The organism is Corynebacterium jamesii (genome assembly GCF_046097395.1).
Classification (GTDB): domain Bacteria; phylum Actinomycetota; class Actinomycetes; order Mycobacteriales; family Mycobacteriaceae; genus Corynebacterium.
Genome location: NZ_CP175789.1, coordinates 172,484 through 197,380, shown reverse-complemented (window position 1 = coordinate 197,380; position 24,897 = coordinate 172,484). Strand labels below are relative to the sequence as shown.

22 protein-coding genes are annotated in these 24,897 nt (G+C 59.6%); 8 read left to right on the top strand and 14 right to left on the bottom strand.

The features are described from left to right. Positions 1-62 precede the first annotated feature (62 nt). The 6 genes from dapC to typA form a co-directional block, all read right to left on the bottom strand. On the bottom strand, positions 63-1,187 hold the full coding sequence (gene dapC / locus ACKFRT_RS00955; protein WP_408925429.1) for a succinyldiaminopimelate transaminase: 1,125 nt from the start codon (positions 1,185-1,187) through the stop codon (positions 63-65). Positions 1,188-1,260: 73 nt separating this feature from the next. Next, on the bottom strand, positions 1,261-1,578 hold the full coding sequence (gene fdxA / locus ACKFRT_RS00950; RefSeq protein WP_043015056.1) for a ferredoxin: 318 nt from the start codon (positions 1,576-1,578) through the stop codon (positions 1,261-1,263). A gap of 73 nt (positions 1,579-1,651) precedes the next feature. Then, positions 1,652-2,128, bottom strand: a complete 477-nt coding sequence (locus tag ACKFRT_RS00945; RefSeq protein ID WP_296215265.1) for a hypothetical protein — start codon at positions 2,126-2,128, stop codon at positions 1,652-1,654. A 96-nt stretch (positions 2,129-2,224) separates the two neighbouring features. Continuing rightward, positions 2,225-3,238 (bottom strand): N-acetyl-1-D-myo-inositol-2-amino-2-deoxy-alpha-D-glucopyranoside deacetylase, encoded by a 1,014-nt coding sequence (gene mshB, locus ACKFRT_RS00940; protein WP_296215269.1) that lies wholly within the window; start codon positions 3,236-3,238, stop codon positions 2,225-2,227. A 5-nt stretch (positions 3,239-3,243) separates the two neighbouring features. Next, positions 3,244-4,986 (bottom strand): ABC transporter family substrate-binding protein, encoded by a 1,743-nt coding sequence (locus ACKFRT_RS00935; RefSeq protein WP_408925428.1) that lies wholly within the window; start codon positions 4,984-4,986, stop codon positions 3,244-3,246. A 96-nt stretch (positions 4,987-5,082) separates the two neighbouring features. Beyond that, the gene (gene typA, locus ACKFRT_RS00930; RefSeq protein ID WP_408925427.1) at positions 5,083-6,999 is read right to left on the bottom strand and encodes a translational GTPase TypA; all 1,917 of its coding nucleotides are present in this window, start codon (positions 6,997-6,999) and stop codon (positions 5,083-5,085) included. Between the two features lie 371 nt (positions 7,000-7,370). Here typA and ACKFRT_RS00925 point away from each other — a divergent pair, with 371 nt between their 5' ends. Both ACKFRT_RS00925 and ACKFRT_RS00920 read left to right on the top strand, forming a co-directional pair. Beyond that, a complete protein-coding gene (locus tag ACKFRT_RS00925) occupies positions 7,371-8,057 on the top strand; it encodes a hypothetical protein (protein ID WP_408925426.1) in 687 nt (228 codons plus the stop codon). Positions 8,058-8,150: 93 nt separating this feature from the next. Next, the gene (locus ACKFRT_RS00920) at positions 8,151-8,702 is read left to right on the top strand and encodes a DUF402 domain-containing protein (protein WP_408925425.1); all 552 of its coding nucleotides are present in this window, start codon (positions 8,151-8,153) and stop codon (positions 8,700-8,702) included. 72 nt (positions 8,703-8,774) lie between these two features. On the opposite strand, the gene ACKFRT_RS00915 is transcribed toward ACKFRT_RS00920, so the two are convergent. Together ACKFRT_RS00915 and ACKFRT_RS00910 are read right to left on the bottom strand one after the other, a co-directional pair. After that, positions 8,775-9,446 (bottom strand): excalibur calcium-binding domain-containing protein, encoded by a 672-nt coding sequence (locus tag ACKFRT_RS00915; RefSeq protein WP_408925424.1) that lies wholly within the window; start codon positions 9,444-9,446, stop codon positions 8,775-8,777. Positions 9,447-9,660: 214 nt separating this feature from the next. Then, positions 9,661-10,830: an acyl-CoA dehydrogenase family protein gene (locus ACKFRT_RS00910; RefSeq protein ID WP_408925423.1), complete on the bottom strand. Its 1,170-nt coding sequence runs from the start codon at positions 10,828-10,830 to the stop codon at positions 9,661-9,663. A gap of 220 nt (positions 10,831-11,050) precedes the next feature. Between ACKFRT_RS00910 and ACKFRT_RS00905 the strand changes: the two genes are divergently transcribed. From ACKFRT_RS00905 to ACKFRT_RS00885, 5 genes are all read left to right on the top strand, one after another. Then, complete coding sequence (locus tag ACKFRT_RS00905; RefSeq protein ID WP_408925422.1) at positions 11,051-11,761, top strand: DUF4232 domain-containing protein; 711 nt, start codon at positions 11,051-11,053, stop codon at positions 11,759-11,761. After that, the gene (locus ACKFRT_RS00900) at positions 11,739-13,592 is read left to right on the top strand and encodes a hypothetical protein (RefSeq protein ID WP_408925421.1); all 1,854 of its coding nucleotides are present in this window, start codon (positions 11,739-11,741) and stop codon (positions 13,590-13,592) included. Before ACKFRT_RS00905 ends, ACKFRT_RS00900 begins: the two co-directional genes overlap by 23 nt. Before the next feature lie 77 nt (positions 13,593-13,669). Continuing rightward, complete coding sequence (locus tag ACKFRT_RS00895) at positions 13,670-14,380, top strand: SDR family oxidoreductase (RefSeq protein WP_408925420.1); 711 nt, start codon at positions 13,670-13,672, stop codon at positions 14,378-14,380. A 25-nt stretch (positions 14,381-14,405) separates the two neighbouring features. Beyond that, positions 14,406-15,368, top strand: a complete 963-nt coding sequence (locus ACKFRT_RS00890) for a DUF808 domain-containing protein (protein WP_408925419.1) — start codon at positions 14,406-14,408, stop codon at positions 15,366-15,368. Positions 15,369-15,475: 107 nt separating this feature from the next. After that, complete coding sequence (locus ACKFRT_RS00885; protein WP_408925418.1) at positions 15,476-16,351, top strand: patatin family protein; 876 nt, start codon at positions 15,476-15,478, stop codon at positions 16,349-16,351. Between the two features lie 21 nt (positions 16,352-16,372). Here ACKFRT_RS00885 and ACKFRT_RS00880 read toward each other — a convergent pair whose 3' ends face one another. From ACKFRT_RS00880 to ACKFRT_RS00865, 4 genes are all read right to left on the bottom strand, one after another. Then, entirely contained in the window at positions 16,373-17,029 is a 657-nt protein-coding gene (locus tag ACKFRT_RS00880; protein ID WP_408925417.1) for a hypothetical protein, read from the bottom strand. A 77-nt stretch (positions 17,030-17,106) separates the two neighbouring features. Beyond that, positions 17,107-18,345 carry an MFS transporter gene (locus tag ACKFRT_RS00875; RefSeq protein ID WP_408925416.1) on the bottom strand — a complete coding sequence of 413 codons (1,239 nt, stop codon included), beginning with the start codon at positions 18,343-18,345 and terminating at the stop codon, positions 17,107-17,109. A gap of 170 nt (positions 18,346-18,515) precedes the next feature. Continuing rightward, positions 18,516-19,019, bottom strand: a complete 504-nt coding sequence (locus ACKFRT_RS00870) for a 2'-5' RNA ligase family protein (protein WP_408925415.1) — start codon at positions 19,017-19,019, stop codon at positions 18,516-18,518. 86 nt (positions 19,020-19,105) lie between these two features. Beyond that, positions 19,106-20,371, bottom strand: coding sequence for a metallophosphoesterase family protein (locus tag ACKFRT_RS00865; RefSeq protein WP_408925414.1), 1,266 nt, complete (start codon positions 20,369-20,371; stop codon positions 19,106-19,108). 271 nt (positions 20,372-20,642) lie between these two features. Here ACKFRT_RS00865 and ACKFRT_RS00860 point away from each other — a divergent pair, with 271 nt between their 5' ends. After that, on the top strand, positions 20,643-21,419 hold the full coding sequence (locus ACKFRT_RS00860; RefSeq protein ID WP_408925413.1) for a MerR family transcriptional regulator: 777 nt from the start codon (positions 20,643-20,645) through the stop codon (positions 21,417-21,419). Between the two features lie 129 nt (positions 21,420-21,548). Here ACKFRT_RS00860 and ACKFRT_RS00855 read toward each other — a convergent pair whose 3' ends face one another. Both ACKFRT_RS00855 and ACKFRT_RS00850 read right to left on the bottom strand, forming a co-directional pair. After that, entirely contained in the window at positions 21,549-22,739 is a 1,191-nt protein-coding gene (locus ACKFRT_RS00855; RefSeq protein ID WP_408925412.1) for a hypothetical protein, read from the bottom strand. Further along, complete coding sequence (locus ACKFRT_RS00850) at positions 22,739-24,478, bottom strand: hypothetical protein (RefSeq protein WP_408925411.1); 1,740 nt, start codon at positions 24,476-24,478, stop codon at positions 22,739-22,741. The genes ACKFRT_RS00855 and ACKFRT_RS00850 overlap by 1 nt, the downstream gene beginning before the upstream one ends. Positions 24,479-24,897: the final 419 nt, after the last annotated feature.

Genomic DNA, 24,897 nt, shown 5'->3' with positions numbered 1-24,897 from the left:
ACGCCGTGTCGTGGCGGCGGGCGCCACCGTTGCAGGGGAGGAATGGGAAGCCAGAGCTCCTGCTAGTCGGCGGTTCCGGTGAGGCGGCGGGCGGCTGCCTCGATGCGTTCATCGGTGGCGGTCAGTCCCACACGGACGAAGTTCTTACCCTGCGGGCCGTAGAAATCGCCCGGCGCGACGAGGATTCCCTTTTCAGCCAGCTCAGCCACGGTCTCGCGGCCATCGCGGCCCTGCGTCGCCCACAGGTACAGTCCGCCGTCGGAGTACTCGATCTCGAAGCCGGACTCCAACAGAGCGGCCCGCAGCAGATCGCGGCGGTTGCGGTACAGCTGCTTCTGCAAAATCTCGTGGCCGTCCTCCTCCAGTGCGGCGACCATGGCGGACTGAATCGGTCCGGGGTTCATCAGGCCCGCGTGGCGGCGAATACCCAGCAGCTCCTGGATCAGGACGCTATCACCAGCCAGCCAGCCCGCACGGTACGAGGCCAGGTTGGAGGTCTTCGACAGCGAGTGCACGGCGATCAGGTTAGTGAAGTCACCCCCGCATACCTCTGGGTCCAGAATCGACACTGGGCGCTCGTCGCCCCAGCCCAGCCCCAGATAGCACTCGTCGGAAACGATGATGGTGCCACGGTCGCGGGCAAACTCCACAAACTTGCGCAAGTGTTCCACTCCCAGCACCTGGCCGTGGGGGTTCGCCGGGGAGTTCAGATAGATCAACGCCGGGGTCTGTGGCCCCAGCTTCAGCAGCGAGTTGCTACGCAGCACGTCGGCCCCGGCCAGACGGGCGGACACCTCGTAGGTTGGGTATGCCAGCTCTGGAATGACAACCGTATGGCCTGCGCCCAGGCCCAACAGGGTGGGCATCCAGGCGATGGCCTCCTTGGTGCCAATCACCGGCAACACCTGGGTGTCGGCATCCAAACCGGTTACGTGGAAGCGGCGCTCCATCGCCCCCACGATGGCTTTGCGCAGCGCCAAGGTGCCCTTGGTCTGTGGGTAACCCGGCTCCGCCGCAGATTCCGTCAGCGCCAGCTGAATGGCAGGAGAGACCGGATCTACGGGAGTGCCGACCGACAAATCCACGATCCCGTCTGGGTGGCTCGTCGCCTTAGCCTTAGCCTCGGCAAGAGAGTCCCATGGGAAATCGGGCAGTCGGTCGGCTACTGGGGTGCGCTTCAAGGTCATGCTTGTACTCTATACCGCATGTCTCTAACGCCCGGCGCTACCCGGTGGAAATGTGGGCGTCACAAAGAAAAGCCTAGGCCTGCGGCGGCAAAGCGGCGATCAGCTCTGCGTCGAAGTCCTGCGGCCCCAGCTTGGCGGCGCCACCCGGGGAGCCCAGGTCGTCGAAGAACGCGGCGTTCGCGTCGTTGTACTCTTCCCACTCGTCCGGCACGTCGTCCTCGTAGAAGATGGCCTCAACCGGGCACACCGGCTCGCAGGCGCCACAGTCGACGCACTCGTCGGGGTGAATGTACAGGGAACGCTTGCCCTCGTAGATGCAGTCAACGGGGCACTCTTCAACGCAAGCGCGATCCATCACGTCTACACAGGGCTGCGCGATCGTGTAGGTCATCGTCTACCTACCCTTTCTGGAAAGTTCGTCATACTCCACAGATCTTATGGGGTTCTTATGGGCTTCTATTCTGTCACTTCAGTGGTTCCAGCGAAAACTGGGGGCGAAGCGGCCACGCGGCGGCTGCCATACCAACCACAAGCAGCAGCATAGACCACACGGTCTGTGGCATGATCGTCGCCTCGCCGAAAGGTAGCTCTGGCCACATCACGGCCAGCAGGTAGCCTGCCAACCATACCAACGCCGGAATACCGGCGATGAGCTTGTTGTCGGTCCATAGCAGTGCGGTCTTGGTCAGGGCGCGGTTGAACACCAGCGCGAACAAAATCGTCCACGGCACCGGCACCTGCACGTCGCCCACCGTGATCCTGGAACCGATGTACAAAACACTAATGAACAGCCCAAACAGTGCGCCGATGGAGAGCCACACGATGCCCGAAATACGCTCAGCGCGCGTGGTATCCTTGCGCGCCTGGCTCTTCGTGGGGTGGCCCCAGTTCGGCTCGTCCTGCAGACCTTTGGCCGTGGCTGTGCTCTTCTTCGCGTTCACGTCGCTCCATCCTAGTGCCCTGCTCGATAGCGCCCTTTCAAGGCTGCGTGTTGTTGTTCTTTCCTCTTCTAGACGCCCCTTCCGACCCCCGTGGCTTTAAGCGCCCCGATGCACCAGGTTCTCCCCCAGCGCACGGGCAAAATAGTCTTCCGGCACACCGGGGTGTGTCCAGGCCACGCAGTAACTCTCGGTATCCAGCAGGGGTTGGGTGATGAGGTTTGACAGACAGAACAGCGTGGCAGCCGTGGGAGCCGGCGGGTTGGAGTTCCGCACTTCGCCATTGACGTCCGAGGCCGTGCCGTCGGCTACCCAAATCTGGGTGGCGTGGGCGCGCATGGCGGCCTGCTTGGCGGCTATGTCCTCGTTGGAACCGTGGACGACCAGATCCACCTCGGCGGAGGGAACGGTAGCGATCTCACCTTCGCCGGGCAGGGTCCACCCCGCGGGCACCGCCACGGGGTTGTCTGCGAGCCCGTACATCCCCTCTGCAAACTTTCCGTCTTCCGTCACACACCACAGCACCTGGCTGGGTACAAACGGTGCAGATTCCGCGGCACTTAGCCGCTGTACCGCCTCGTGCACGATGCGGTGGGCTCGCTTGTGGTCCGGGTGCCCGTAGCCGCCGTCGGCGGCGTACGTCAGCACGACTTCCGGGCGGATACGCTGAATCTGCTGGATTAGCTGTTCCACCTGCGCCTCAAAGCCCTCGTCGGCCTGCAACGCCGGTGCCTCCGCCACGCGGGAGAACGCCCGCGGGTGGCGAATCGACTCGCTGCCTTCCATGCCCGAGTCCCTCCATGTTCCACAGCCGCCCAGGAGGTTCGGTCCGTGCTGCACGCCCAGCGCACTGAGTGCACGCTGCAGCTCCGCGATGCGGTAGCCCCCGAGCATCCCCGTGCCGCGCTCATACTGCTGAGGGTCCACAAGAGCTTGGTACTTCTCCCCGATCACTTCCCCCTCTTCCCCGAGGGTGCAGGTGACCACGGCAACGTCGTGGCCCAGACGGCGTGCCTTGGCCAGCGCCAGCCCCGTCCAGAGGGTCTCGTCATCGGGATGCGCGTGCACCGCCATCACGGTGATGTTCTGCGTCGGGGCGGGTGTGTTGGCCACGGGGGTTAGTCCTCCTTGCGGGCGTTTTCGGCGGAGTTGCGGTTGATCTCCTCAATGGGGCTGAGTGTCCACTGCGGTGCGGAGATGAGCACCGAGCTGCTGTCATCCAGTGGCCAGTCCTCCAACCCCGGCGTGGGGCCGTTGAGCCGGTCTGAGGCCACTACGGTGAAGCCGTCGGACAGGATCGGCAGCACCGTGGAGATCTCGGCGATCCGATCGTCCAATTTTTCCCGCTCATCGTGGAGCTTGGTGCGGCCTTCACTCAGGTCGTCCAGGCGCTGCTGCAGGTCGTGGTCGCAGGTGCCGCTCAGGTTGCCGCCCCCGGGCTTCTTCGGGGTTGCGGGCGCCCCCTCGTCCTCGCTGCCCTCACTGTCAGACCTGTCAGCCGGATCCTGCGAATCTGCATCGGATTGAGTTTGCGCATCTTCGGAGCCGGGGGCGGAGGTGCAACCGTACTGTTCCACGTAATCGGAAACGACTTGCGGACTGCGTTGCCACGTCACCACACCATCGACGTCCCCGTTCTCCACCGCGGCACCGAGGATTTCTCCGGCCTTTCCGGTGCGCACACTCGCGGGAATGCCGACCAACAGCAGCTGATCCACGATGGAGCGCGCTGCGTCTACCGCGACGCGGTCGTCCGTGACCGCACCGATGACGATGCCATCTGGACGTTCCTCAGAGGTCAAGTCGGTTGGCATTTCGGTGGCCGTGTCCGGGGTGACGTGCCACCGCGGAGCTTCGATCTCCGGATCGCCAGAGACGATGCGCGCAACCATCTCCGCGTTGATAGCGCCCAGAACGCGACGGCGAGTCTCGTGGTCAGAGAAAATAGGGCTGGCTTGATTGACCTGCAGGTTTAGCTGCACCCCGCGGGCGGTATTGCGCATCTGGGTGTAAGGCAGTTGGTCGAGGGCCAGGTCGCTCGTCGCCGACCGCTGTGTCATGTACATCTGAATTTGCTGGGTACGCATCATCTGGGCGCCCGTGGATTTGTCTGGAACTGCGGTGAAGCGAATGACGTCGCTCTTGGCCGCCTTCGCACCCCAGTAGCGATCGTTGCGCTGTAGCTCCAACAGGCCACGGCCTTCATCCACTGTCTTCACGGAGTACTGCCCCGCCGAGGCCACAGAGCCCTCGTCCATCATCGTGTCGAAAGAGCGCCCCTCAGCCCGGTAGATGTGGCTGGGCAGCAGGTGCGCAAACAGCCGCTTCCAATCGCTCAGTGGCTGGTCGAAGGTTACCTTAAAGCTCTTGTCCTTCTTCTCCGGCTCGATGGAGCTAATGTGCCGATACAGGCCCTTGGCTACCGCGAGTGGCTCGTCCACAATCGCCTCGCGAAGGTACTGGAAGTCGGAAATGGTGATGGGCGTGCCATCGGACCATTGCGCCTCCGGATGGAGGGTGTAGACAACCTCTGTCGGGTTCGCTGGGTCGTTCGGTTTTACCTCTGCGATCAGGTCGTCATTGAGGTTTTCTCCCCGCGATCCATTCGTGTACACGCTCGGCAGAGTCAAGTCGGCCACGGCCGCCACCACCGGATTCCGGTTGCCCACCAGGTGCGGATTGAGGTTGCTAGTAAAGCGGTCCAGCCCCACCGTGATCTCTCGCAGACTCTCGTCCACCGGCTGCGGCTGGCGGGTCTGCGTGGGAGAGGCTGGGTCTTCCACCGTCGGGGCTTCGCCCGGGTTCGCCTGGCAGGCGGAAAGCGTTACCGCGAAGGTGGCGGCGGCCAGGGAGGTAGCCACTGTGGGCGCCGCACCCCAAAAACCTCGACGACGCGCATTGGGTGAACGGTGCGCCGACGAGGTGGGCGGGGAAAAGATCGGGAACAAAGCCAACTTTTATGAGTTGTTGTTGCGCTGCTTCTCGCGGGAACGGGCGCGGGCACGATCGGTGGCGTTCAGGATCACCTTGCGTACGCGGACAACTTCCGGGGTCACCTCAACGCACTCGTCGAAACCACAGAACTCCATAGCCTCTTCCAGAGTCAGGGTGCGGGCCTTGGCCAGGGTCACCGTGGATTCCGCCGTGGCCGAACGCATGTTCGTCAGCTTCTTTTCCTTGGTGATGTTGATGTCCATGTCCTCGTCGCGGTTGTTCGCGCCGACGACCATGCCCTCGTAGGCTTCTGCGCCCGGCTCGACGAAGAAGGTACCGCGGTCTGCCAGCTGGATTAGCGCGTATGCGGTGATCTGGCCCGAGCGGTCGGCGACCAGGGAGCCAGACGCACGACCCTTGATCTCGCCAGCCCACGGCTCGTAACCAGCGGAGTAGCTGTTGGCGATGCCGGTGCCGCGGGTCTCGGTCATGAAGACGGTGCGGAAGCCAATCAGGCCACGGGCCGGGACGATGAACTTCATGCGGATCCAGCCAGTGCCGGTGTTATCCATGGATTCCATACGACCCTTGCGGGCGGCCAGCAGCTGAGTAACGGCACCCAGGTGCTCCTCGGGAACGTCGATAACCAAGTTCTCGAAGGGCTCGTGGACGGTGCCGTCGATGTTGCGGGTGACCACCTGCGGCTTGCCGACGGTCAGCTCAAAGCCCTCACGGCGCATGGTTTCCACCAGCACGGATAGAGCCATCTCGCCACGACCCTGAACTTCCCAGGCATCCGGACGCTCGGTGGGCAGCACGCGCAGGGAGACGTTACCGATCAGCTCTTGGTCCAGGCGAGCCTTGACCATACGGGCGGTCAGCTTGTCGCCGCCGCCACGGCCAGCCATTGGGGAGGTGTTCACACCGATAGTCATGGAGATCGCAGGCTCGTCGACGGTGATGCGCGGCAGGGCGACCGGGTTTTCCGGATCCGCCAGGGTATCGCCGATCATGATGTCCTCGATGCCGGAGATGGCGGCGATGTCGCCGGCGATCATCTCGTCGGCCGGCACGCGGGTCACCCCCTCGGTGCGCAGCAGCTCTGCGATCTTGGCGGTCTTGGTGTGCTCGTTGCCGTCCTCGTCGTAGTGAATCCACGCGACCTGCTGGCCCTTGCGCAGGCGACCAGCGTGGATTCGAACCAAGCCAATGCGTCCCAGGAAGGAAGAGGAGTCCAGGTTAGTAACGTGCGCCTGCAGTGGGCCGTCCACGTCGGCGGACGGCTCCGGCAGAACGTCGTAGAGAACGTCGAACAGCGGCTGCAGGTCCTCGGAATCCGGGACGTTGCCGTTACCCGGGTTCTCAGTGGAGGCCTTGCCCTCGCGGCCGGAGGTGTACAGTACCGGCAGGTCTAGCAACTGTTCGGCAGCCTCTGCAGCCTCGTCGTCCTCCAGCGTGGAGGCGAGTTCCAGCAGCAGATCCTGGGATTCTTCGACAACCTCGTCAATACGGGCATCCGGACGGTCGGTCTTGTTCACACAGATGATCACCGGCATCTTCGCAGCCAAGGCTTTACCCAGTACGAAGCGGGTCTGCGGCAGTGGCCCCTCGGAGGCGTCTACAAGAAGAACCACACCATCGACCATGGACAAAGCGCGCTCGACCTCACCGCCGAAGTCGGCGTGGCCGGGCGTGTCGATCACATTAATGATCAGGTCGCTGCCCTCTTTGCCCAGGCCCTTACGGTGGATGGCGGTGTTCTTCGCCAGGATCGTAATGCCCTTTTCCTTTTCCAGGTCGCCAGAGTCCATCACGCGCTCTTCAACCTCGCCGTGCGAAGAGAAGGCGCCGGACTGGTGCAGCATGGCGTCGACGAGGGTGGTCTTGCCGTGGTCGACGTGCGCGACGATGGCGACATTGCGGAATTCAGTCAAAGACACAGATCCGAGCTTTCCTTTATTTGGGGTCTTGGGTTCAAGTTCGATGTGCGCGGTAGGCACTTCGGGAGCATCGGGCGCATAGGTAGCACCGGATTACGCTGGAAGCAGCTCCTGCAATCAGGGTTCAAGGGAACCCTTCATAGCCTACTCCTTTGATTCCCCACAATAACGCAAAGGGCGCGAAGAAGTTTTTCCCACAACCTTGAGACATGCTCCCCGGCCGGTGTTATTGTTTACAAAAGGTTTCCAATCAATGTTACCTGCGTGACAAATGTTACTGATGTGACTAATGTGGTTGCCATCCTCTGTTTATAGACGCATTAGTCGCATCACATACAAGAAACGACAACACAAAACCCGAAAGGTTCACCGTGGCTTTCTCTCGACGCTTGACCCGTGCCGCCGCTGCACTGACCACTGCCTGCGCACTGGCAGTCCCGACCGTGGTGGCCCCTGCAACTGCCGGCGCCCAGGTTCAGGGCTCCATCGACCACCTGGGTCGCCCCGCGCCACACGTCCTGGATCAGATCGAGGCCTTCGCCAACAACCCGCAACTGCCGCCGAACGTCAAGGCTTCCCTCAAGAAGCTGGTCGGCTTCTTCCGTGGCGACGGCAAGCCGGGCGTTGAGGTTCCGAAGAACGCTCCGGTATTTACTCAGTTCGGCTGGCCCACCGTTTCTGGCAAGTGCATCGGCGGCAAGAACAAGGCCGTCGGTACCGCTATGGGCGTGCCCGGCCCAGCTAAGCTCCCGCTGCCGGGCATCGGTCCGGGCGAGATCAACTTCGTCTTTACCGCCATGGGCACCGGCACCGTGGCCAAGAAGCAGACCACCGCGATGAACGTCCACTGGATCAACATCAACACCGGCAAGATCGGCCGCACCCCGCTGGGCTTTACCGGCATCAACCCCAAGGGACCAGCCACCGTCAACGGTGTTGCCAAGACCGGCAAGGGCACCGTTATCGCCCTACTGGAAGGTGGCGTGACCACCCACGAGAAGGAATCCGGCAACTCCAACTGCAACTTCCTGCCGACCGCAGCGCTGCTGCACGTCTAAGAGCTTAGACCTAGACAATCTGGGTTCCCACCCCTCATGGCCGCGCCCTCCGCGCGGCTTTTTTCATATCCCCACAACGTCCCCTCCAAAGCCATGGCTGATCTACACAGAGTAAAGCAAGAGACTTTCGACATCGCCCGCAGGATCAACATCGACCCAAAGGGATACGAACGTTCCGTCGATGCCTATGAACTATCTACCGCGCAATCTTCCACGACAACACCCCACCCGGTGCTCTACATGCGCCGCCCCACCCCCGGCCACCCACGCTTCCACTACCTCGAGTCGTGGCTCGTCACCCACCTAGATATCCGCCTCAACAAATTTCATTTTTTCGACGGCATCGAGCCGACGCAGGATTTCTACATCGACATCGCCTTTATCGACATTAATGACGCCACCACCCCAGCAACCTGGCACACCCGCGACCTTTACGTCGATGTGGTGACGCACACCCTCGGAGCCTCCGCACACCAAAAAGTCCAGGTCTTGGACCTGGACGAGTTAGGTGAAGCGCTCCTGGCGGGTTACATATCCGCCGAAGAGGCACGCAGGGCGTTGGAGTCCACCCAGCGTCTGCTTGACGGGTTACACGAACACGGCTGCGTGGCCGATTGGCTAACAGCCCATGGCGTGAGTCTTTGACGCACTGCCTCAGCTATCCGAAACACCAAAAGACTCTCACCACCCGACACAGGTAATGAGAGCTACGGCTGACTAATAGTTTGGACGCTTTTCGCAGCCCACGCCGTCGCCGTCACGGTCGAAACGGCCAGAGAAACCTGCATCTCGCTGGTAGATCGGACGGCCCAAGCGATTCCACACATCCTTGCAATTTGCGTAGTACACGTTTTGCGGGCGTACAGGAGCCGGGCGCTTTGCTGGGGCTGGACGTTTAACCGGTGCGGGCTTCGCAACAACAGGCTTCTGTGCCGGCGCAGGCTTCGGAGCAGGCTTCTTTGCCGGCGCAGGCTTCGGAGCAGGCTTTGCCGGCGCCTTCTTTACCGGAGCTGGAGGTGCAGGCGGATTGGGGATTAGCCCTGGGAAGGGGTTGGGGATGATGCGTGACTGAACTGCCCAATTTAAACCAGCGGCAATAAGTGCACCCACCGCGAGGGTTCCGACAATCGCGCCAATAACCGTCTTCAGGTCAGTAGACCCAACCGGCGTTGCGCTTAGCTCAACGTTTGTTGGATCTTCGGAGGAAGACTGACCTCCAGCGGCTTCAGACTCCGAGTCGTTGCTCTCTGCGTTTGTCCGATCAGAAGCGCTCGACCCCGATGAGGAAAGTCCTTCAGAAACCACGGAATTTTCTTGCGCCGCGACCGGGGAGATACCTCCCATGATCAGGCTGACCGACAGCGCGGCCACCACAACTTTTTTCATCATGCTGTAAAGGTAAACCATTGTTTAACCTTTTTCTAAGCAAATGCTCAGGGGGTGGTTTTTCGCCCCCCCCCGAATAGAACTTCAAGCTTCAATGAGCTGGAAGCACTCTGAGAGTTCGACCCCGGTTATTTCCATCGCTTCGAGCCCTACTCACCGACCTGTGCGGGGTGTACGTTATTCGTCTGGCCCTCGTTATATCGATCGTGAGCTTTTACTAACCCAAGATCTGGCGGCCCATCACCATGCGGCAGATCTGGTTGGTGCCTTCGTAGATCTGGGTGATCTTCGCGTCGCGCATCATGCGCTCCAGCGGGAAGTCGCGGGTAAAGCCGTAGCCGCCGAGCAGCTGAACCGCGTCCACCGTGACCTCCATGGCCACGTCGGAAGCAAATGCCTTGGAGCCTGCAGCCATGAGGCCCAGCTTGGCGCCATCCTCAGCCACGCCACGCTCTGCGTTGGAGGCAGCGGTGTAAATCATCAGGCGTGCGGCGTCGATCTTCATCTTCATATCCGCCAGCATGAACTGGGTGTTCTGGAAGTCGGCGATCGCCTTGCCGAACTGCTTGCGCTCCTTCACATAAGCCACGGCCTGATCAAATGCACCCTGCGCGATACCCAGCGCCTGCGCGCCGATGGTCGGACGAGTGTGGTCCAGGGTCTGCAGGGCGGTCTTGAAGCCGGTGCCCTCCTCGTTAATCATGCGGGAAGCCGGAACGCGGCAGTCCTCGAATAGCAGCTCGGCCGTCGGGGAGCCCTTGATGCCCAGCTTGTGCTCGTAACCCGAAACACTGAACCCCGGGTCGTCCTTGTGCACCATGAACGCGGAGATGCCACGAGCGCCAGCCTCCGGATCGGTCACGGCCATGACGGTGTACCAGGTGGACTTACCACCGTTGGTGATGAAGCACTTGGAACCGTTAATGACCCACTCGTCGCCGTCGCGGACAGCGCGGGTCTTCATCGCTGCGGCGTCCGAACCAGCCTCGCGCTCCGTGAGTGCGTAAGAGGCAAGAGCACCGTTAGCAATGTCCGGCAGAACTTCCTTCTTCAGCTCATCGGACCCCTGCAGGATCAACCCCATGGTGCCCAACTTGTTCACCGCTGGAATCAGGGAGGAAGACCCACAAACGCGGGCTACCTCTTCGATGACGATAACGGCTGCGAGGGAATCGCCCCCCTGTCCGCCGTACTCTTCTGGCACGTGGATGGCGTTGAAGCCCGCAGCGTTCAGGGCATCCAGGGCCTCCTGCGGGAAACGCTCGTTTTCGTCAACGTCCTTGGCGTAGGGCGCGATCTGCTGCTCAGCCAGGTCGCGGATAGCCTCGCGCAGGGCGAGGTACTCGTCGGGCAGACGGAATGGTTCGAAATCAGGGTTGAAGCCCATGGTTAATTCTTCGCCTCTCTAGCAATGAAGTTGAGAACGTTCTTTCCCTCCGAGTGTAATGCGCTTCGGCCATTCGGTGATTGAAAGCCATAAATACATAAAGAACTTTGCATCCCACCCTCCCGCCCTAGACGCGGCGGGATTACTGTCCGCTTACCTTTCGGTAACAATATGCCAATCTCATTGGCCACATGTGCACCTTACGTTTACAGTTGTAACCATGATGAGCCTACGCCGCCACCCGGCCACGCCCCGATCCCGCGCCCCACGCTCCACCTTTGCCGCGGGCGCCACTGCCCTGTTGCTCGCGGGCACCGCGCTGACGTTGAGCGCCTGCGAGGATGACGGCGCAGCGCCCACCGAGGCTGCATCCACCGAGAGCACCTCTAGCGAAGACACCTCCGCCCAGACCCTCGCCGACCGAGATACCGCCAGCACCGGCAGCACCGGCAGCAAAACCGACGACGGCGCCGTAGACAAGGGCGGCATGTGCGCCACCAACGACCTGGAGATCACGACCACCGGTCTGCAGGGTGCGGCCGGATCCACCCTGGTGAATGTCGTCTTTGAAAACACCTCCTCTACACCGTGCTCGATGCGCGGCTTCCCAGGCGTGTCCATGGTCACGAACCATAACGGCACCCAGCTGGGCAAGCCCGCGCAGCGCGAAGATGGCGTGCCGAGCAAAACCGTAAAGCTCGACCCTGGCGCATCCGCCATCGCCGGCGTAAAGATCACCAAGACCGGCGTACTGGATCCCCAGGAATGCAAGTCGCAGAAGGCTGACGGTCTGCGCGTTTACCCGCCAGAGCAAACTAAGGCCGCATACGTACCGATGAAGAACCTGGAGGGCTGCTCCGGGGATGTCGAGTACCTATCCGTCCAACCCGTCGGTCTGGATAATAGGGGTGACGACAAGGCTGGCCAGTAGCGCCGCATCTCACTACACTGTGCTTTCTGCCCACAAGCCATCCCGCCGATTCACCGCTCTGCTCGTCGCGGTTGCCCTCCTCGCCCTCATCACCCGCGCGCTCCAACTCAGCCAGCGAACGTTCTATTGGGATGATTTCCTCATCCCCGCCACTTTCCGTGGCGCCTCATTTGGAGGTTACTTCGCCAGCTACGATGGGCACCTCATGCCCGCCTCGGCGCTCACCCAGGTGTTAGCACACCGCATAGCACCCCTGAACTGGTGGCTCCCCGCCTGTTTCATCATGCTTCTCAGCGCCGTCGCCGCCGCCCTCTGGGCGCTCGTGTGCGTGCGCCTCGCCGGCCGCTCGCTGACCACCCTGGGCCTTTACGCCGCTTTTTTGTTTAGCCCCTTCTTAATGGACGCCGCCGGTTGGTGGTCCGCCGCCCTCAACGCCCTGGCCTGGCAGATCGGCATGGCGGGCTTCCTGCTCTGTGTGCTCGCCGGCCGGCTCCGCCACTCCCTTATTGCTACTGCGGTACTGCTGGGCGCGCTGCTTTTCACAGAGAAAGCCCTCACCATCGTCCCGGCCGCCCTCGCCCTTGCACTGCTCTCCGGCCTCCCCCGGCCTCGCATCGCTCGTTTCTTCGCCGCCCCTGGCGCTCTGTTCGTCGCCTGGTCGCTGCTTTTCCTCACCCTTTCTCCCTTGCCCACGGGCTCGTCGGATCAGCAGTCACTGTGGTCGGCTCTGCCTAATAGCCTGCTCACTGCCGTACTGCCCGGCGCGTTGGGCGGTCCTGTGGCCTGGGATCGATGGTCACCGTCCAGCGCTTTCGCCACTGCCCCGACGTGGTGGGGCGTGGTCAGCGCGGTCTTACTCCTCGTCGCCGCGGCATTCTGGCTGCGCCGCGACATTCGCCGCCGTGCGCTCGGCCTGCTCGCAATTCTGGGCTACCTCGCGATTATTTACGCGCTGCTCAGCCGTGCCCGCAGTGGCTCCGGCACTGCGGGGCTGCTGCTGAGTTCCATGCACTACTTTGCGGACTGGTTCACCTTCGCCGTCCTTGTCGTAGGTTGTTGCGCCTTTTCTTATAGACGCCCCCACGCCGCCTACCGCCCCACCCTCCGCGCCGCAGCCCGGCCTCCTCGGTGGGTCGGGGCAGGTGCGATCCTCGCGGCTATTGCCATTAGCCTCACCTCGACGTACACCTGGGTGGGTGCCTGGAGCAACGACCGGACAGCCGAATACTTAGCCAACCTACGCGCCTCCACGCAGCTGGACGGACCAGAGGATCCCCCGCAGCTGCTGGAACAACCCGCTCCGCTGGATATCCTCACCCCTGTGGTGCACCCCTATGACAGCATCTCCACGCTGACAGGCCAGCCCGCCGTCACGCAGGTAGATCAACCGCCACAGATTATTGACGAATCGGGGCAGATTGTGGATGCGGAAGTGGTGGCGTCCGCAACAAGTACCCCTGGTAAAGAACCGGAGTGTGGGGTGCGCATCGCCGCAGGGCAGTCCCAGGCCATTGTGCTGGATAAGGCCCTACCGTTCGGCGATTGGACCTGGCAGCTCAACGCGACCGCAAGCACTGACATGACACTTACCATCACCACCCCCAACGGTCTGGAAGAAGCCGAGCGGACCGAGGGGCGTGCAGTGGAGGCACACGTCAATACCGAGCTGAAGCCCCGTTGGGTGCGGGTCTCCGGCGGAGGTGGAATCCTGCTGGTCCGCGCAGAAACAACCAATGGCGCGCAGGGCACAACGCAGGGGCGCGCTCACGGTGATTACGTGTGTATCGGTGCCGGAAGCATCGGCCCGCTGGCGGCAAAGAAGGCCGACTAGGGCTGGAATACCTCGTGCTTCCGTACCGTTGAGGGCAACTAGAGCTAACTCAAGCAATTCCCTCAAGGAGGCACTACATGTCCAACGCTCAGAATGCTCAAAACGTTATGATCCTCGGTGGCCACGGCAAGGTGGCGCTGAAGGCAGCACCGCAGATCGTGGAAGCTGGCCACACGGTAACGTCCGTGGTGCGCAACCCCGACCACGTGGCAGACGTGGAGGCCACCGGCGCACAGGCCGTGGTGCAGGATATCGAGCAGCTGGATGTCGCTGGGTTTGAGAAGCTGTTCGCAGATCAGGACGTTATTATCTGGTCCGCGGGCGTAGGCGGCGGGGACGACGCGCGTACCCTGCGCGTGGATCGCGATGCAGCGATCCGCTCTATCGACGGTGCGGGCACCAAGCGTTACATCATGGTCAGCTACTTCAACTCCCGCGCAGACCACGGTGTGCCGGAGGATCACTCCATGTTCACCTACTGCGAGGCCAAGGCAGCGGCAGACGACCACTTGCGCGCATCTGCAACTCAGTGGACCCTCGTCGGCCCGTCTGCCCTGACGTTGGACGAGCCGACCGCTAAGATCGAGACACGCGCGCCGAAGGCGAATGGCACCGCCAACGGCGACGACGCGCTGAAGTCCAGCCAGGTCTCCCGCGCCGACGTCGCCACCGTTATCGCCGAAGTTGTGGATCGACCGAACCTGGTTGGCCACTTTATCGAGTTCAACAACGGCGAAACCCCCATCGCCGAGGCACTCGACGCACACGCCGAGAACCGATCGAGCTAACCCCCAACAGAGAAGAGAGAACCCCATGGCAGCTGGCCTAGCGGCACTGTTAGACGATATTGCCCTTATCGCGAAGAAGACCGCGGCCACGGCGGATGACGTCGCTGCTATGGCGGGCCGCACCTCAACGAAGGCGGCTGGGGTTGTTATTGATGATGCTGCCGTCACCCCGAAGTTCGTCTCCGGGGCGAGCCCGGCGCGCGAGCTGCCGATCATTTGGAAGATCACCAAGGGCAGCCTCGTCAACAAGCTGATCATTATCCTCCCGATCATCCTGCTGCTGAGCTGGTTACTGCCCAGCGCGCTGACCCCCTTGCTGATGCTCGGTGGCTTTTATCTTTCCTACGAAGGCGCCGAGAAGATCGTTGAGAAACTCGGGTTGGGTGGGCACGGCACCCATGAGGAAGACGAAGGCGAGGCCGGAACCAAGGGCGAAGAAACAGACGGGGGCGAAGACCAGTCCGAGGATGCGATGGTGCGCGGTGCGATCTTCACGGACCTCATCCTTTCCGCCGAAATCATGGTGATCTCCCTTAACGAGGTCGCCCCCGAGCCCCTGCTCACCCGTGCACTAGTTCTCATCATTGTTGGCCTGATTGTGACTTTCGCGGTGTACGGCCTAGTGGCCATCTTGATCAAGATTGACGACATGGGCCTGGCACTGATGCACAAGGAGGGTGCGGGCGACGGGACGAAGAAGTTCGGCCGGTTCCTGGTACAGGGCATGCCAAAGTTGCTCACCCTGATCGGCATTATTGGCACCCTGGCCATGCTGTGGGTCGGTGGCCACATTCTGCTGGTGGGCTTCGACGAACTGGGGCTGCACTGGCCGTACGAGACAGTGCACCACATTGTGGAAAACTTTGAGCATTTCGGCGGTGCGGTGACCTGGCTGGTAGAGACCGGCTTTAGCTTGCTCTGCGGCCTGATCATTGGCCTGATCATCGTCGCAGTCGTAGGTGGCGTAAAGAAGCTGCGCTCCCGCTAACTGTCTACCCCCAACCAACAAAGACACAGCAACTGCGCTACATATGTAAATAGAAGCGCCGGAGCGCGCACTCATACTTCCTCGTCGACCTAGGAGGCTCCACTGTCGTGTCTGCCAAAGATGTAGCCCTTGTTCTCGAGGGCGGTGGAATGCGCAACAGCTACACCGCCGCGTGCATCGACCAGCTGATAGAGCACAATATCGAGTTTGGTTGGGTTGGTGGAATCAGCGCTGGAGCCTCCCACACCGTGAACTTCCTCTCTGGTGATAGGAAGCGCGCGCGTGAGTCCTTCGTGGAATTCGGCGGGCACCCCAAGACCGGCGGGTTAACGTCCTTCGTACGCGGTAGCGGGTACTTCAACGCCGAGTACATCTACGAAACCGCCGGCGCACCAGGCAACGACCTGCCATTCGACTGGGAAACATTCCGGCGTTCCAACTCGCAAATATGCATCGGTGCAACCCGTGCAGATAACGGCGAGACCATCTACTGGCGCCGCAAGGACGTGAAGGATCTTCCGGACCTGATGCGCAAGGTGCGCGCCAGCTCTACCCTGCCGGGTCTGATGCCTGTGCCGACTATCGACGGTGTGGACTATGTTGATGGTGCCCTCGGTGCCTCCGGCGGCCTCTTGATCGATGCGGCCATCGAGGATGGCTTTGAAAAATTCCTGGTGCTGCGCACCAAGCCGAAGGGGTACGTCCGCCCGGCACTGCGCAGTCCGCAGCTAGTGCGCGCGCTGCTGCGCAAGCGCCCTGCCGTGGCTCAAGCGATGATCGACCGCCCGCCTAAGTACAACCTGGCCTCCGACAAAATCGCAGAGCTCGAATCCAAAGGCCAGGCACTCGTCTTCTACCCGGAAAAGATGAGAGTCAGCAATACCGAGCGGCGCATGGATCGTCTAGAGCAGTCCTGGAATGATGGCCTGGAACAGACGAAGCGGGAGTGGGATACGTGGATGGAGTTTCTGGGCGAGGCCTAGCACCCAGACTGCACGGCGGTACTAGAGGATGCTCAGCAACCCCAGCACGATCAGCATCGCAGCCACGACGTATCCCGCCAGTGCAACCATTTGCTCCTTGCGATGGCGCAGCCCGTCGATAAACCGCGCCAGTCCACTCTCCGGCCGCCGGAGCACAATTCCCAGCGCCACGGCCGACAGCGCTGGCAGGCTCAGCGCCAGCGTGGCGTACAGGAAAACCGTCAGGTACTTCGCCGCGTCCGAAATACCCGCAGTGCTCAGATAGGCCAGCCCGGCAAAGAAGGGCGCGGACGTTGCCGACTGCACAATTCCTAGCACCATGCCCGAGAAGAACGTCCCCCACGACGCTGCGCGCAGAGGCCGCGCCAGACGATTGATCATGGGGGAAGGATCGCCGCCGCGCAGCGTCAAGAAAATACTTAAAAGACCCACCGCGATGAGAACCAGGCCGAAGATCGGCGAGTCCAGGGCGGCTTGCACAGAGTCTGATACGCCATTGAACAGCAGCAGTACAGCCAACGAGAGCAAAAACACCCCACACCAGTCGCCTGCCACTAACACTGCGGCGATGGCGGCATAACGATGCGGCTTCGGATGCATCACGGCGACAGCAAAAAGCACGCCGATGAGCAGTACGTTGACGGAATCGGCCAACGCGAAACTCACGGCGTGCTGCATACGGCGGGGTCCTTTCGGTGGCTCCCGCAGCGCCCACAGGCGCCATGCGGAAGTGAAGACTAGAACTCTAGCGAACTCTAGCTAACCTTCCGACCGTGAACAAGGAAGTACACGACGGCGCTAACCACGACCAGCCCGGCCAGCATCGTGTACATAGCCTGGTAGCTGGTGGCGGAAACGATCATACCCAGCAAAATCGGCCCGAAGCCCACGCCGACATCCAGCAGCAGGAACAGCGTAGAAATGCCCGCGCCCATCTGATGCGGTTCGACAGACTTCACGGAGATCGCCTGTGCGGCCGGCATCAGCGAGCCGTACCCCAAGCCCGTCAACGCGCCGGCCAATATGACCATCCAGTCCTGTGTGGAAAAGGCCAGGATGACCAGTGCAATGGCGAAAGTGACCAGGCCCAGGTAGATGACGATGTTGTCACCCTTCTGGTCTTGGATTTTGCCCAGCACAAAACGCATCACCAAGGTAACCAGGGCGTAGGCCAGGAAGAAGTACTTCGCACCGGTGACCAGGTTGTTGTCCTCGGAGTAGCTGTTGAGGTAGGTGATCACACCTGCGTAGCAGATACCGACCAGCAGCATAAAGAATCCAATAGGCGCGACCTTCGGGTGGACGATAGCCGACAGGTTAAACGTCGGCTGGTGGTGGTGCCCATCCGCACCCTTAGGCTCCGGAGAGCGAACCAGCAGGGAAAGCAGAAACGCCACGACGGACATCCCCAGGACAACCTGGAACATGGTGGTGTAGCCGACGGAACCGACCAGCCACAACCCCAGCGCCGGACCAACCGCGGTAGCCAAGGTAGTGCCCAAAGCAAAGTAGCCGGTGCCTTCCGCGCGGCGCGCGTTGGGGATAACCGATTGAGCGACCGCCATCACCGCGGTGCTAGCGAAGGCGTAGCCGATGCCGTGGATGATGCGCACGGCAATCAGTAACCCCAGCGAGCTCGCGGGAATGTAGAAAGCACAGGTCACGATCACCATGACCAGGGCGGTGAACAGCACCCGGCGGCGCCCCACTGCGTCGACGAGGAACCCCGAGAACACACGCGCGGCGGTTGCGCCGATAACGAAGGCACTGGAGGCCAGACCCGCGCTCGCGTTGTTGGCGGCGAATTCCTTAACTGCATATCCCGCCATGGTCGTCACTAGGACGTAGAAGACCATGAACTGGGCAAAGTTTACTAACCATGCAAAGACAAAAGCCGGTGTTACAACCGGCTCCTTCGCTGTGGCGTGCCCTTGCGCGTTGGGGTCTTCGTGTAGATTCTTCGGTTTATTCGCTGACGCGGACGTGAAAGACACCTTCTTCTGAAATTGTGGTTTTAGCTGCGGTCTATGGCTCCCATTAGATCAGCCGTGAATTTTTACGTGAAGCAGCTTACCAAACATCTGCAGCCTAAGTGAGACAGGGTTCACTTCTTTCCTCTCTTTACTTGTAGACGCCCCCTCATCCCCCGGCCCGCCACCAGCCATCAGGCAAGTACCACGCGCTCCCCCACACTTGGCCTCCAATACGTCGCCTCAGCTGCGGTGATGGACTTTAGATCTCGCGGTGTGATCTGAGACAGGGCGTCAATATAAGAAGGGACGACATCCCGCGGCAACCGTAAGCCGACCGTGAGGTGTGGAACCCAACGCGGGCCGCGGCCGTCGGGGTTGAGGGCGCTGAGTTCGCGGGCAGCGTTTTCCAGCTCATCAGTGGCTTCGAGCAGCCACGCGACGGTCTGTTTCTTGCCCGTCCCGAAGACCACCACGCCCCGGCGTGCGAGTTCGGAAGGAATAGCACCCGGCAAAATTTCGCGAGCACGCTCCACAACATGCGGAGCCATGCTTGGGGAAAAGGTGACCGTGATGTGCGGAGTCTGGCGCTGCGGCGGGAACCCGCGGCCTGCGAGCTCGTCGAAGATGCCACGGATGGTGGCGCACTGCTCGTCGGGCAGGTTCAGCAGGATGTTTTCAGGGGAATTGACGGACATTGCCCCCTATCCTAACTGGCCACCACGTGTGCGCCCGGTGCGCTGCCACTCCTTAGGCGAACCTCCTCAGACGAACTTTGGGCGAGCTACTCGAAGGACACGTACTCCGGCAGGTTCGCAGGCTTCTCCAGCGGCTGCTTCTTCGGGTTCATATCCAGCCCCAGTTCCTTGGCAAAGACAAGGCGGGTGGACTTGTAGACGCGCTCGTCGGCCTCGTCCAGCTCGAACACGCGGGCGCCGCGCAGGGTGTGCATAGACCAGGTGCCGTCGTGCAGGCCGTATGGCCCGAAGCCGGTGCCTGGACAGTAGCCCAGCTCTACGCCGAAGTAGTTGCCGTTAAACGTGTTGATGTGGTCGTGGCCGCAGTAGATGCCCAGCACATCGCCACGCTCGCGGACAGCGGAGTAGATGCCCGGGTTGAAGGATCCGACATAAACATCCTCGTTCTTCACGCCTTCAATGCTGTGGCGCTTCTTCGCCTGGCTGTGCTTGATGGGGCCGTTGTTGTAAGGACCGCCGAACCACATGTCGCGATGCTCGTAAGTGGGAATGTGGAAGTACATCAGGCCGGGAACCTTCTTGCCGTAGCGCTCTTCGTAGGCTCGGGAGGTCTCGCGGTACCACTGGATCTGGTCGCTGTGGATGTAGTCGTAGCCGGGGATCTCCTTGGTCTCTTGCCCCGCTAGCTCCTCACCAATGTAGTTACCGGAATCCAGTAGCCAGATAGCGAAAGCCGGGTTCGGGTTGGCGTTGCCCTGGACCAACAGGGAAACGTTGGACTCGCCGTAGATCGGATCGTCCGCGGCATTGAGGTTGAACTTGTACTTACGCACGAAGTTCAGCAGCGCAATCTCGTCGGCCTGGGTGCCGTCTTCCATCGAGTCTTCGTCGTGGTTGCCAAAGGTGATGGCCCACGGGATCTTGCGAGATTCCATCGGCAGTACCACATTGTTGACGGCCTGGAAGGCCTGCTCGGTGGTCTTGGGGCCCGAGGAAATCACATCGCCATTGATCAGCGCGAAGTCCGGCTTCTCCTGGTCCAGCACTTTACCCATGAATTCGATGGTGCGGCGATCGGTCAGGTGATCGTCTTGCGTGTCGTTGAACTGGACGATCTTGAACTTGCCGTCGCCGTTGAACTTCAGCGGCATGTCTGCTCCGGTGCCATTGTTGTCGCCACCGCTACTGTCGCTGCCGTCGTTGCCGTTGCTGCCGTTTCCGCGGCCTAGACCAAAGCTGGAACCGGCCAGCGAGCCAGCCGACGAACTCCACGCCTGCGCCTGTGCTGCCGGTGCAAGCGCCGCGGTGACGCCCAACGCTCCCGTTCCCGCCAGGAAGTTACGGCGGTTCACATTAAACTGCTTGGGCTTCTGCCGGCCTTCCGGCTGCTGCGAGTTGGAAGACGGCGCTTAAGACGAATTATTAGACAAATTATTAGACAAGGTGAGGGTGCTCCTTTTTCTGCGAGAATTGAACCACCACAAACTATCGCCAGCAGGTAAGCGCGAGGTTGCATGAAGATGAATTCATAACAACTTCGCGTTTTCCCTCTCCACCGCTTGACCTTGCCACTTGATCTCTCCGCTTGACCTTGCCGTTGCGGCAACCGAAAGGATGTAGCCCATGACCGAATACACGATTGGTGATGCTGCAGATTTTCTGGGAGTGACGCCCAAAGCCCTGCGCCACTGGGATTCCATTGGGCTACTCAGCCCACAGTGGCGCACCTTGGGCGACTACCGCCTCTATACCGAGGAAAATCTGCGCATCGGCGCGGCCATTGTGCTGTACCGGAACATGGGCTTCAAGCTGGCGGAGATCCCCGACCTGATTGAAGCGCCTTCCGACGCTGCCCTTGACCGTGCCCTCCGCGCCCACCGGGAAGCTTTGGCGCGCAAGCGCGACGAGGTGGAGAGCCAATTGCGTGCGGTCGAGGATTTGATAACAACAACCCGAGTGGAGGGATACACCATGGAACAAATGGACAAGATCAAGCAGTACTTCGGCGAGAAGATGCCCGCTTACCAGGAGGAAGCTCGCGAACGTTGGGGCGACACCCCGGAATACCAGCAGTCTCAGGAAAAGCTGGCCTCTATGACTGATGGCGACTTCCAGGAGGTTAAGGCCAACCACGACCGCTTCGTGGCGGATCTGGTAGCCGCCCGAGATGGTGGCGTCACCCCCGATAGCGAAGAAGCACAAGCCCTCGTGGAGCGGCACCGCGCCACGATTAACCAGTGGTACGAGGTTACGACCTCGCGGCAGTTGATTCTGGCACGGATGTACGTAGACGACGAGCGTTTTGCCGAAGCATACCAGGGAGCACAGGATTACCTGCTTTCGCTGGTGGAACACCGTGCCAACCAGGAGGGAATCACTAATCCCAGCTGGGATGACTAGCCGGGAGAACCAACAGAAATTGGTTCTGGGATGTTTCCTGGGCGGGCCTGCCTAAGCCCAGGTCTTCCAATCAACCCTAAACGACACAAAAGCCAGGCTATTTCAAATAGCGCTCAGCCTAAACAGCACCTACCGGCAAATAGGTTTTCTATCTACATCTATAGGGAGCACGCTTGTAGCTACCATAAAAGAGTTTCCCAGTCTTTCCAGTCTCGATTTTTGAGAAGTCTCATCATACCCCATAAGAGGAACCACCTCCCCGACGCACTGTGGGTTCTTTAAGTCCACAGGCAATACAGCTTGTTTGTTTTCAAAGCGATCTGGACGAACAACCAGATAGGCTATATCGTTTTCGAAAGTTACGGAGACTGGCGAAGGGCCTTTAACATCAAGCGTTTCTCTGTATTTGATACTTCCTGTTCGGATATCGACAGCAGTTAACGCATTATCTTTATCTAACGAATACAGAGTACCTTGAATAACCTTAGAGAACCTTGCCATTGCGGGCGGCGGAATTTCCGGAAGATCAACCTTGCCCTCAACTTCTGTCTTTTCACCTAGACTTTTCAAAAGAAGCGACACTGGTTTTCCGTTGTTATCTTCACTGATGATTACATTGGAAGACGAGTCGCATGCTAGCTGATTCTCGTGACCCGGTTCGTATTGAAAGTCCCAAATAATATCGGAAGTCTCAATTTCTCCGTCAGGAGTCCAAGTAACTATTTGTGCCGTACCCTTATCGTCTATAGATTCCTTATCCCGAGGAAAGAATTCAATCCATTTTATGGTTCCATTATTGCAAGCCGTAAGCGCGCTTAGGTAATTCTCGCGGTCTATACTCCGCACCCCACCTGAACTCACTGCGACCACTTTTCTAGAATTGGAAGAGGTGGAGTCGCCCGTATTGAATAAGAAAACTCCGTGCATATAGTTACGTGAATTTGCTGAAGCACTTTGCGTACTTGTACCTAGTCCAGGCACCGGGAAGCTTCTTTTTTCGTGGAGATCTTGATCTACTAGGATGATTGAATCCTTATCGGGAGAGGCGAAGCCATTACCTACCCTAAGGAGCGATGGGAAATATACGGGCACTGTGGAGTAATATACGCCACCTTCACCTGATTCCGAAGTCCAGAAAATATTGTTTCTATCGGTTGGCGTCAGAGGTCCGTTTGTTTCGGTTGAAATTCCTATGTATTGAGCTTCTTCTGATCCAGATTCCGTGATCCTTGGGGTCGCTGGAATATATTTCCACAACAGAAACGACCCCGCCACTAAGATTAGTGTCAGTAGGATCAGAATAGCGTTACGCTTACTCATTAGCTGAACGCTCTTGTTCTGTGCGAGAGAAGGATGTCCATAGGGTATACCCCTGCCTGATATCGCTCGTAGGGGTATCTTTCGCCTATGTCTAAGCCGCCACCTGAGGCATGCTTATAAGCAGCCCAAACGAGTTGAGAACAATTATATGAGTCTCTGTCTAGATACCCTATCCTCGTGAGTGCAAAGTTTTTGTTATAACCCTTTCCAATTTTACCCTCGGCCCAGCTAGCAGCCTTATTTCTAGTAGCATTGTCTGTTTTGACAGAAAGGTAAGTAGGCTGGCATACACCTAATCGTTCCCCACCTCGCAATAGCTGCACTCCTTGACCGGGTCCCACCGCTTCGACGGTAGACACTCTCCGCGGATCAGCATTTCCTTGGCTTACGAAAATTCCATTGTGTCCATGGTTAATCACTTTAGCCCTTACTGCTTTTGAGTAGAAAACATCACCCCGATTAGTTCGCTCGTTTCCTGGCGCTTTGAAATCGGCCTCATCACAACCTGTTCCAGGAACCGACGCGCGATTTGTTGCGTAGGGATTCGTCTGGGACGGAACTGGGCTGTATCCGAAGGCTGTGAACTCTAGAGACTCTTTGGCACGCTGGTAAGCATCTTCAAACCCTTTGCGCAAAGGAATCTGGTGACGGCGAAAGTCTTCACTGAGTTGTGTGTATAGTTCGTCCGTCTCTTTTTCACTCAGATCCAGAGCTTCGGCGAGCTCAGGAATGGGTGTTTCGTATCCAGACAAGCTCCCTCGTTGGAAGTGCTGGGTGATTCTGAATGTATCGTCGTCCTTTGGGTCCCCGACAGGGTACCCGCTCGCTCCTCTCTCATACCCCTGCCTGGCCCATTTGTCCAGGATTGACCCTCTGACACTATGTGCTCCGTGTTGTGGGTGCCAGTACATCATTCCACCAGTAAACCGATTAAATCGGCCAACTCCATCCGGTGTGATGGTTTCATCAGTTATTGGATAGCCCAACACTCCCTTTTCTGCCCCAATGGACATCCACTTGTCGTAGATTGCGCCTTTGATAGTTCCAAGTCCAGCAAGAGACCCGTAGATGTGCCCTTTCGAGAAAGACTGCTTACGACCGATGCCGTCCGGCAAAGCTATCTCATCAGTGGTGGGGTACCCCAGTGCGCCGCGTTCCCAACCCGTGCGATCCCATGCGATTGAAAAGTGTGTCGTCACTGGGTGTGCACCAAAGCTAGGATGCCAGTAAATAAAACCATTGATGAATTCGTTCCGACGCCCCACACCATCTGGAAGTCCGAGTTCATTAGACTTTGGCCACGTTAGAAAACTGTTCGGTCCCCCCATCGAATCGTATTTTTTACGGATTTCGCCGCAAACCTTAAAAGTGGACGGCCAGTAGGTTCGACAATTCGTCGGTGCAACCGTTGCGAAAGCCTGCAGCTCGGCACCACGCGCAGTAGCTTGCTCTTGAGCTTCCTGGATCTCAGCTAGATCGGCTTCCTCTTTTGTGAAACCAGCAGGCACAGTTTCTCGGTCTGAGCGCATCTGTCCTGGGATGACCATGCTCTTCGGGTTTTCGGTCGGCTCCCAGTCGGCGCCAGCGTCATTATCTACCGTGTTATCGTCAAACCCTGGCTCGGTCGGCTCAAGCCCCTGACGATCCGGTGCAACATAGTTGGCATTATTGCTCTCCGTATCGGAAAGAACCTCAGGGGTTTGTTGAGCCGCTGCGGGAGAGGTGATAGTGAAAACCAACAAAAAACTTGCTAGAAAGTTCGTCGTCGATTGTGTGAGGCGCGTCCACTTGTTAGCACCTGTTCCGTTTCCAACAAAACTACCTGGGGGAGCGCTGTTTATACTTTTCCATCATGACTTCCATTCAATGTCAACGTTTAGAAAGGATATACCCATTTCACTACTATTGTAGCAGAAAGTATTCTTTAGATGGTGCCCCGGATTTTGCTTCCTAAGCTTTCACCCTAGTTTCTATTCTTTGCCGTAACGGCTTCTGCTTCCAAGATTCGGCTTCAAGATCAGCCATAGTTCGATAACTCAAGCCCTGGTAGAAGAACTAAACCGGGACTGGGAGATCCGCTTGTTTCGACAACGCCGACTTAGTGCGAGCCATGGCCGCACAAGCACACCAGCTCCGCTACCCCTCCAGCACACGCGAG

What these genes read in the sequence shown, in the direction of transcription:
- dapC (WP_408925429.1), bottom strand. Translation starts at nt 1,187, where the DNA reads ATGACCTTGAAGCGCACCCCAGTAGCCGACCGACTGCCCGATTTCCCA.
- fdxA (WP_043015056.1), bottom strand. Translation starts at nt 1,578, where the DNA reads ATGACCTACACGATCGCGCAGCCCTGTGTAGACGTGATGGATCGCGCT.
- ACKFRT_RS00920 (WP_408925425.1), top strand. Translation starts at nt 8,151, where the DNA reads ATGGCTGATCTACACAGAGTAAAGCAAGAGACTTTCGACATCGCCCGC.
- ACKFRT_RS00915 (WP_408925424.1), bottom strand. Translation starts at nt 9,446, where the DNA reads ATGATGAAAAAAGTTGTGGTGGCCGCGCTGTCGGTCAGCCTGATCATG.
- ACKFRT_RS00910 (WP_408925423.1), bottom strand. Translation starts at nt 10,830, where the DNA reads ATGGGCTTCAACCCTGATTTCGAACCATTCCGTCTGCCCGACGAGTAC.
- ACKFRT_RS00905 (WP_408925422.1), top strand. Translation starts at nt 11,051, where the DNA reads ATGATGAGCCTACGCCGCCACCCGGCCACGCCCCGATCCCGCGCCCCA.
- ACKFRT_RS00895 (WP_408925420.1), top strand. Translation starts at nt 13,670, where the DNA reads ATGTCCAACGCTCAGAATGCTCAAAACGTTATGATCCTCGGTGGCCAC.
- ACKFRT_RS00890 (WP_408925419.1), top strand. Translation starts at nt 14,406, where the DNA reads ATGGCAGCTGGCCTAGCGGCACTGTTAGACGATATTGCCCTTATCGCG.
- ACKFRT_RS00880 (WP_408925417.1), bottom strand. Translation starts at nt 17,029, where the DNA reads ATGCAGCACGCCGTGAGTTTCGCGTTGGCCGATTCCGTCAACGTACTG.
- ACKFRT_RS00870 (WP_408925415.1), bottom strand. Translation starts at nt 19,019, where the DNA reads ATGTCCGTCAATTCCCCTGAAAACATCCTGCTGAACCTGCCCGACGAG.
- ACKFRT_RS00860 (WP_408925413.1), top strand. Translation starts at nt 20,643, where the DNA reads ATGACCGAATACACGATTGGTGATGCTGCAGATTTTCTGGGAGTGACG.
- ACKFRT_RS00855 (WP_408925412.1), bottom strand. Translation starts at nt 22,739, where the DNA reads ATGAGTAAGCGTAACGCTATTCTGATCCTACTGACACTAATCTTAGTG.